General features: G+C 72.5%; 7 protein-coding genes. 3 read left to right on the top strand and 4 right to left on the bottom strand.

The window, feature by feature from the left end; genetic code table 11:
* Positions 1–143: 143 nt before the first annotated feature.
* A complete protein-coding gene (locus ACFVGS_RS32680) occupies positions 144–899 on the bottom strand; it encodes an SIS domain-containing protein (RefSeq protein ID WP_384423479.1) in 756 nt (251 codons plus the stop codon).
* Positions 900–1,049: 150 nt separating this feature from the next.
* On the opposite strand from ACFVGS_RS32680, the gene ACFVGS_RS32675 reads away from it, so the two are divergent.
* The 3 genes from ACFVGS_RS32675 to ACFVGS_RS32665 all read left to right on the top strand — a co-directional run bounded on the left by ACFVGS_RS32675 (position 1,050) and on the right by ACFVGS_RS32665 (position 4,014).
* The gene (locus ACFVGS_RS32675; RefSeq protein WP_384423481.1) at positions 1,050–1,742 is read left to right on the top strand and encodes a metal-dependent transcriptional regulator; all 693 of its coding nucleotides are present in this window, start codon (positions 1,050–1,052) and stop codon (positions 1,740–1,742) included.
* Between the two features lie 397 nt (positions 1,743–2,139).
* On the top strand, positions 2,140–2,991 hold the full coding sequence (locus ACFVGS_RS32670; RefSeq protein WP_384423482.1) for an alpha/beta fold hydrolase: 852 nt from the start codon (positions 2,140–2,142) through the stop codon (positions 2,989–2,991).
* A 273-nt stretch (positions 2,992–3,264) separates the two neighbouring features.
* The gene (locus ACFVGS_RS32665) at positions 3,265–4,014 is read left to right on the top strand and encodes a hypothetical protein (protein WP_385695601.1); all 750 of its coding nucleotides are present in this window, start codon (positions 3,265–3,267) and stop codon (positions 4,012–4,014) included.
* Between the two features lie 41 nt (positions 4,015–4,055).
* On the opposite strand, the gene ACFVGS_RS32660 is transcribed toward ACFVGS_RS32665, so the two are convergent.
* The 3 genes from ACFVGS_RS32660 to ACFVGS_RS32650 form a co-directional block, all read right to left on the bottom strand.
* Positions 4,056–4,523 (bottom strand): subtilase-type protease inhibitor, encoded by a 468-nt coding sequence (locus ACFVGS_RS32660; protein ID WP_385695599.1) that lies wholly within the window; start codon positions 4,521–4,523, stop codon positions 4,056–4,058.
* A 537-nt stretch (positions 4,524–5,060) separates the two neighbouring features.
* A complete protein-coding gene (locus ACFVGS_RS32655; protein WP_384423488.1) occupies positions 5,061–6,734 on the bottom strand; it encodes a transporter in 1,674 nt (557 codons plus the stop codon).
* Positions 6,731–7,561, bottom strand: coding sequence for an ABC transporter ATP-binding protein (locus tag ACFVGS_RS32650; protein WP_385695653.1), 831 nt, complete (start codon positions 7,559–7,561; stop codon positions 6,731–6,733). The genes ACFVGS_RS32655 and ACFVGS_RS32650 overlap by 4 nt, the downstream gene beginning before the upstream one ends.
* Positions 7,562–7,603: the final 42 nt, after the last annotated feature.

Below are 7,603 nucleotides of genomic sequence, written 5' to 3'. Positions count from 1 at the left end.
ACCTTAAGGTTGAGATTCAAAAACAACACGGGGTCCGTGCCCGTGGGGGCGTTTGGCGCCGCATACTCCGGGGCTTCGCACCTCACACAACGGGGGGGGGCCGGGGCTTTTTCCCCCCGCGGCCCCTCCGTTCGTTTCCGGCCTCAGTGGCGGAAGAAGATCCGGTCGCCGTATTCCGTCATCACCCGGCCGTTCCACTCGTGGCCGCCGTCCACGTTGCCCGAGCGCAGGAGCGGCGGCTCGATGCCCAGGCGGACCATCTCCTCGGCCGCCGCCGCCATCGTGGCCTGCATCAGGGCGCTGGTGACGACGGTCGACGCCGGCGCGAAGGGGGCCTCGATGCCGTCGTGGGTGAGCTCTGCGTCGCCGACGGCGATGTGGGAGTCGAGGACGATGTCGCAGTGGTCCTTCAGGAAGGTGCCCGAGACGTGCCGGGACTTCGTCTCCGTCGCGTACGCCACCGAGGTCACGCCGATCACGGTCAGGCCGAGCGCCCGCGCGTTCATCGCCATCTCGACCGGCAGGGCGTTGCGCCCGGAGAGGGAGACGATGATCAGGACGTCGCCGGCCTTGGCCGGGGACGAGTCCAGGACCGCGCCGGCCAGGCCGTCGACCCGCTCCAGCGCGGAGCCGAGGGTGGCGGGCATGACGTCGACGCCGACGACGCCGGGGACGGCCAGCAGGTTCATCAGGGCGAGGCCGCCGGCCCGGTAGACCACGTCCTGCGCGGCGAGCGAGGAGTGCCCGGCGCCGAACGCGAAGAGGCGGTTGCCGTTCGCGACGGCCTCGGCGATGGCCGTACCGGCGGCCGCGATCTCCGCCGCGTCCTCGTCCCGCACCTTTCGGAGCAGGCCGATGGCGGCGTCGAAGAACTGTCCGGCCAGCTTGCTCTCGCCCATGGCGGCGACTCCTTCTGCTCGTGGTCGCGGATCACGGTGCGGTCTGGACCATTGCTCTGTCAATACCGCCTCGCCCCGGCGGGCCCCGGTTGTCGGCGCGATGCGCAAGAATTGGTGCAGGGCCAGCGCACGACTCATCGAGGGGCACGTATGTCCGGACTGATCGACACCACGGAGATGTATCTCCGCACCATCCTTGAGCTCGAGGAGGAAGGTGTGGTCCCCATGCGCGCCCGGATCGCCGAACGGCTGGACCAGAGCGGTCCGACCGTCAGCCAGACGGTGGCCCGCATGGAGCGCGACGGGCTGGTGGCCGTCGCCAGCGACCGTCACCTGGAGCTCACGGAGGAGGGCCGCCGCCTGGCCACCCGCGTGATGCGCAAGCACCGGCTGGCCGAGTGTCTGCTCGTGGACGTGATCGGTCTGGAGTGGGAGCAGGTCCACGCCGAGGCCTGCCGCTGGGAGCACGTGATGAGCGAGGCCGTGGAGCGCCGCGTCCTCGAGCTGCTGCGGCACCCGACGGAGTCGCCGTACGGCAACCCGATCCCCGGCCTCGAAGAGCTCGGCGAGAAGGCCGAGACGGAGTCCTTCCTGGACGACTCGATGGTCTCGCTGGCCGACCTTGACGCCGGCGGCGAGGGCAAGACGGTGATCGTCCGCCGTATCGGCGAGCCGATCCAGACGGACGCCCAGCTGATGTACACGCTGCGACGGGCGGGCGTGCAGCCCGGTTCCGTGGTCTCCGTGACGGAATCCCCGGGCGGTGTCCTGGTCGGCAGCAGCGGCGAGGCGGCCGAGCTGGACAGCGAGGTCGCGGCGCACGTCTTCGTCGCCAAGCGCTAGCGGACCGGCTCCGGCCCGCCGGAGCCAGGTCTCCGGGCCCGTTTTACGGCGGAATCGCCACGCCCGCGGCCCCTCCCGTGCCACGCTGGTGGGATGAGGGCCCCCCTCCCTACGACAGGGACGAGAAGGACGACGAGGACGACAAGGAACCCCGGCGCCGTACGGCGCCGGGGTCCGTCCTCCCCTGTGCTGACCCGGAGCCCCGAGCTCCCAGGGTCATTCCCGTCGGACCGTTTTCCCCGAGCGGCCCGCCTCCCGTTGAAGATCTCCCCTCGGCCGCAGCCGTCAATCCTTGAGCCCTGTCACTCGAACGTGGGGTGTTGAGCGGCAGAAGCGCATTTTCGAATACAGGTTCGATAGTCTGGCGCAGTTCCACGGGAAAGAGGGGGTGCCGAGCATGGTGCGACGACTCGACGTCACGGGAGCCGACGGCGTACGCCTGGCGGCCTGGGACTTCACGGAACCGACGGCGCCACAGGCCGGCCCCGGCGTCTTACTGCTCCACGGACTGATGGGCCGCGCCTCGCACTGGGCGCCCGCCGCCCGCCGGCTCGCCCCGCGCCACCGCACCGTCGCGCTGGACCAGCGCGGCCACGGCCACAGCGAGAAGCCCACGACCGGACCCTTCACGCGCGAGGCGTACGTGGCGGACGCGATCGCCGCCGTCGAGCGGCTCGGCCTCGGCCCGGTCACCCTCGTCGGCCACTCGATGGGCGCCCTCACCGCCTGGCAGCTCGCCGCCGAGCGGCCCGACCTCGTCCACGCCCTCGTCATCTGCGACATGCGCGCCTCCGCACTCGGCGCGGCCTCCCAGCGCGAGTGGCAGGACTGGTTCCGCCGCTGGCCCGTCCCCTTCCCCTCGCTCGACGCCGTCCGCCAGTGGTTCGGCGAGGACGACCCCTGGGTCGAGCGACCCCGGCCCGCCCGTGGCGCCTTCTTCGCCGAGGTGATGGCCGAACAGGCCGACGGCTGGCGCCCGGTCTTCGACCCGGCCCAGATGCTCACCTCCCGCGAGACCTGGGTCCACGACGCCCACTGGGACTCCCTCGCCCAGGTGCGCTGCCCCACCCTGGTCGTCCGGGGCCTGGACGGCGAACTGGGCCGCGCCGAGGCGCAGGAAATGGTCCGCGTCCTCCCGCACGGCGCGTACGCGGAGATCCCCGACGCGGGCCACCTCCTCCACTACGAACACGCGGACGCCTGGTGGGAGGCCGTGGCCCCCTTCCTGAACGGCGTCCTCACGTCCTGACGAACCCGCGGAACCTCCGCTCACGGTGGTTCACCACCCCACACGCCGTTCACCGCCCGCGCCCACCAGCCCCGCCGAGGTACGTCGTGCCGCCGCCCGGCACCCGCAAGCGCCTCTTCGTCGACGCGACGGAGCGGAGGCGCTGAACGCGCCCCGGCCGCAGGCCGGCGGGCGCGGACGAACACCCCAGATTTCTGGGATGGGCGGGCGGCGCCCGGGCTGCCAGCCTGAGGTCTCACGCGACGATGCGAAGTCCCGGTGAGGAAACCTGACATGACGACACGTAAGAGACTGGCGGCCACGGTCGCCGCCCTGGCGCTCGGGGCGGGCGTGCTCGCCGCCGCCCCGGCCGCGCACGCGCAGAGCATCTGCGACGGGCCCACGCCGCCCGAGTGGTGCGACGGCGGCGGAGTCGAGGACCCGCCGGTGAACTACGACCCCGAGGGCGCGCTGACCTCGGTGACCCGCGTCCCCGGCGGGGTCAACGTCTCCGGCTGGGCCTCCGACCCGGACGGCACCGGTGCGACCCGGGTGAAGGTCACCGTGGGCGGCACATGGGTCGCGACCCTGGACGCCAACCAGTCGGGCGGCAGGTTCTCGGGCTTCGTCAGCGTGCCCACCGCCACCGGCCAGGTCTGCGCCACCGCCGTCAACACCGGCTACGGCACGGACACCGGCCTCGGCTGTGCGAACTCCGTCGGTCACGACCCCGTCGGCCATCTGGACGGCTACCGGGTCGACGGTGGTTCGGTCACCATGTGGGGCTGGGCGCTCGACCCGGACACCGCCGCGTCGACGCAGGTGTACGTCCAGTACAGCGACGGCAACACCTACGGCCCCTACCCGGCCGACCAGACCCGTACGGACGTCGGTGCGGCGTACCCGGGCTACGGTGACGCCCACGGCTTCTCGTTCACCTTCACGCCCACCGAGGTGCACCGCTGCTACACGGCGTGGCTCGTCCAGGCGGTGGACCTCCACGCGGGAGCCGACAAGTCCGTCGGCGGCTACTTCTGCTCCTGAGGGCTGCCGTCGCGATCAGCACTCGGGATCAGCCGTCGCGGTCAGAACGAGAAGACCGCGCCCTCCGCCGTACGCGCCTGGAGTTCGCAGGTGTTGCCGTAGGTGGCCGACCAGCGCACCCGCTTGCCCTGCCACACGCCGTCGCCGGTGACGGTGACCGGGTTCCACTCGCGCGTACAGGGGCGGCGGTCGCCCGCTAAGACCGTCAGGCGGCCGAAGTCACCCTCGACGGCGTCGAGTTCCGCGCACGCCGCTTCCGGCGCGGGGTGGGTGCCCGACGGGGCGGGGGAGCAGGACAGCGTGACCGCGCGGACGACGGTGGCGGTCGCGGGCCGCGCGCCCTGACCGATCGTCAGGACCAGCGCCGACGGCGCGTACAGGCCGGCGGGGCCGGCCGGTGCGGCGGGGGCGGCCTCGGCGGTGCCGGTGCCGGTGAACGCGGTGCCGACGAGGGCGAGACCGGTCGCGGTGGCGAACGCGGTGGCGCCGAGAGCACGGAAGTAACGCACGGGGATGTCCCTTCGGGGGAAGACGGGGGATGTGGTGCGAGCCGATCGGCTGCGCAACGGAGTCTTGTCGACGCGGAGGGTGATCGCACATCCGTCCGTCGCTTTCCGGCCGATACGTGCGAACGAGCCCGACCGACTGGTCGTTCGGGCAGTTGGCGCAAGGATCCCGGCGCCCCCGCCGCCTCTCCTCGCCGGCCGCCGCCTCCGTCGGTTCAAAGCCGGACGACCGTCTGACCTGCGCCGACTCGAAAATCGTTGCGACTTGGAGGACTCGCACCCGTCCCGGGTCGACCAGAAGCCTCCGTCCGCACGCCGAAGGGCCGGACTCCCCGCGGGAGTCCGGCCCTGCCTCGAGACGGGTACGAGAAGCGACTAGGCCGTTTCTTTCGGATCAGGGCCGGACAGGCCGCGGCGTCTGGTGTGGTGCATCGCAAGGCGCCGGGGCGTCGCGATAGCGGAGCTATCGGGGCGTTTCGGCAACGCGGCGAGGTGCCGTGCCAGGCGCCGCGGACCCGGCCAAGATCCGGAAGAGACGGCCTAGCCCTTGCTCACCGCCGCCAGGATCTCCGGCAGGCGCTTCGCCACCCGCGGCGCCGCCGCCTTCAGGCCCGCCCAGGCGATCAGCGCGCCGTAGAGCACGCCGAGCGGGAGCAGGATCCACAGCAGGGAGTCGTGGTCCGCGAGGTGGAGGAAGAGGGTCAGGCCGAGGACCGGGGCGCACAGGAGCGCCGCGGCGAGCATGCCGCCGAAGATCGAGATCCAGGCCAGACCGGCCTGGCCCGGAGCCACGTTCTTGAAGGCGTTGTCCTGGGGTATCGAGTACGGGAAGTTGGCCGAGGCCACCGCACCCGTCGCCATCATCGCGCCGAGCAGCGCGAACGACAGGCCCAGGCCCTCCGGCAGCTCGTCCCACCGGCCGAGGACGGCGACCGTCGCCGTGGTCACCAACGCGGTGTACGGGACGGTGATCAGCAGCAGCGCCAGGGCGCGCGAGCGGAGTTCGGCGTACGCGTCGGCCTTCGTCGAGAGGGTCTGCGCCACCATCCAGAAGGCCGAGGTGTCCTGGCCGAACTGGTTGTACATCTGGATGCCGAGCATGCCCGAGGCGAAGCACGCGAAGTAGACCGTGCCCGTGCCCTGGAGGGCGTTGAAGAGCGGGACGATCGCGCCGATGGCGAGCGACGTCACCCACGCCGCCTTCGTCTTCGGGTCACGCCACACGTAGCGCAGGCTGCGGTCCATCACGGCGCCCGTGCGCCCGCCCGGCAGCAGCCGGCCGAGCAGCCCGGACGAGGCCGCCTTGTCCGTGGCCGCGGCCCCGCCCGAGGCCGCGTTGACGGTCGAGCCGTCCGGCTCCACCATCAGCCGCACCAGCGACCGCTGCCACCAGTGCACGAGGCCGAACAGCGCGACCGCGGCCAGCAGCAGCCTGGCGGCGGCCACCGCGTAGTCGCCGTCACCCGCCGCGTCGATCGCGGAGACCGCGGACGCCGGCGGCAGCCAGGCCACGACCTCGGCGGCCGGTTCCAGCGACGACATCCCGCCGGCCTGGCTGAGCCGCTGGGCGCCGAAGTTCACCAGCTGCATGCCGACCGCGATCACCAGGCCGGACAGCACGGCCAGGTCGCGGCCCTTGCGCGAGGTGAGGAGCCGTACGTTCGCCGCGGCCACGGCCCGCGACAGCGCCACGCACACGGCGACCACGAGCGGTACGGCGAGCACGGCGACGACCGTCCCGGCGGCGCCGCGCGCGAGCGCGAGGGCCGCGCCGACCGCCAGGCACAGGGTGAGGATCGGGCCGATGCCGACCAGGGAGGCCACGAGCAGCGCCCGGACCAGCGGCCGGGGCCGCAGCGGCAGCATCACGAGCCGCGAGGGGTCGAGGGTCTCGTCGCCGCCGCCCACGAACAGCGGCATGACCGCCCAGGAGACGGTGAGCACGCCGATGAGCAGGACGGTGACGGTGGCGGCGTCCGTGTGCCCGCGCAGCAGCAGGAAGCCGAGCACCATGCCGACGGCGAAGAGCACCGACACGACCATCGACACGACGTAGGCGGCGGTGCGGCCGCCCGACTGCTTCAGGCCGTTCTTCAGAAGCGACAGCTTGAGCCGTACGAAGACCGAGGTCAGCGAGGGCGCGGCAGCTGTCGCGGCCGGGGCGGCGCCCACGGCGGGGCCCTGGCCGGGGGCCGGCGGGTTCCATGCGCTCATCGAGCCGAACCGCCCAGCCAGTCCAGGGACTCCCCGGCGTCCCGCCCGTTCGCGCCGACCAGCTCCAGGAACGCGGCCTGGAGCGACGGCGCGTCGCCCCGCACCTGCTCCAGCGGGCCCTGCGCGCGGATCTGCCCGGCCGCCATCACGGCCACCCAGTCGCACAGCGACTCCACGAGCTCCATCACATGGCTGGAGAACACGACGGTGGCGCCGGACGCGGTGTAGCGCTCCAGGACGCCGCGGATGGTCTGCGCCGACACCGGGTCGACGCCCTCGAACGGCTCGTCCAGGAACAGCACTTCGGGGTTGTGGAGGAGCGCGGCGGCCAGACCGATCTTCTTGCGCATGCCGGTCGAGTAGTCCACCACCAGCTTGTGCTGCGAACCGGTCAGGTCGAGCACGTCGAGCAGCTGCGCCGCGCGCTTGTCGACCTCGGCACCGGGCAGCCCGCGCAGCCGGCCGCTGTACGCGAGGAGTTCACGGCCCGAGAGGCGCTCGAAGAGCCGCAGCCCCTCGGGCAGGATGCCGATCCGCGCCTTGACCTGGGCCACGGACTCCGGATCGGCCCACACGTCGTGCCCGGCGACCCGGATGCGGCCCGCGTCGGGCCGCAGCAGGCCGGTGATCATCGAGAGGGTCGTGGTCTTGCCGGCACCGTTGGGGCCGACGAGGCCGATGAACCGGCCCGCGGGCAGCACCAGATCGATCCCGTTCACCGCGATCTGCTGGCCGAAACGCTTCCACAGCCCCTCGACGTGCACGGCGGGGGGGGGCCCCGCGCCCCCGGGCCCCCCCCCCCCCCCCCACACACCCGCGGAATGCAGGTGAGGGCAAAAATTACATGAAACCCAACGGTTTGCCCCGAA

It is taken from the genome of Streptomyces sp. NPDC127114, assembly GCF_042677525.1.
Lineage (GTDB): Bacteria > Actinomycetota > Actinomycetes > Streptomycetales > Streptomycetaceae > Streptomyces.
The sequence above is the reverse complement of the archived record's forward strand: the minus strand, read 5'-3'. Positions and strand labels throughout refer to the sequence as shown.

What these genes read in the sequence shown, in the direction of transcription:
- ACFVGS_RS32670 (WP_384423482.1), top strand. Translation starts at nt 2,140, where the DNA reads ATGGTGCGACGACTCGACGTCACGGGAGCCGACGGCGTACGCCTGGCG.
- ACFVGS_RS32665 (WP_385695601.1), top strand. Translation starts at nt 3,265, where the DNA reads ATGACGACACGTAAGAGACTGGCGGCCACGGTCGCCGCCCTGGCGCTC.
- ACFVGS_RS32675 (WP_384423481.1), top strand. Translation starts at nt 1,050, where the DNA reads ATGTCCGGACTGATCGACACCACGGAGATGTATCTCCGCACCATCCTT.
- ACFVGS_RS32655 (WP_384423488.1), bottom strand. Translation starts at nt 6,734, where the DNA reads ATGAGCGCATGGAACCCGCCGGCCCCCGGCCAGGGCCCCGCCGTGGGC.
- ACFVGS_RS32680 (WP_384423479.1), bottom strand. Translation starts at nt 899, where the DNA reads ATGGGCGAGAGCAAGCTGGCCGGACAGTTCTTCGACGCCGCCATCGGC.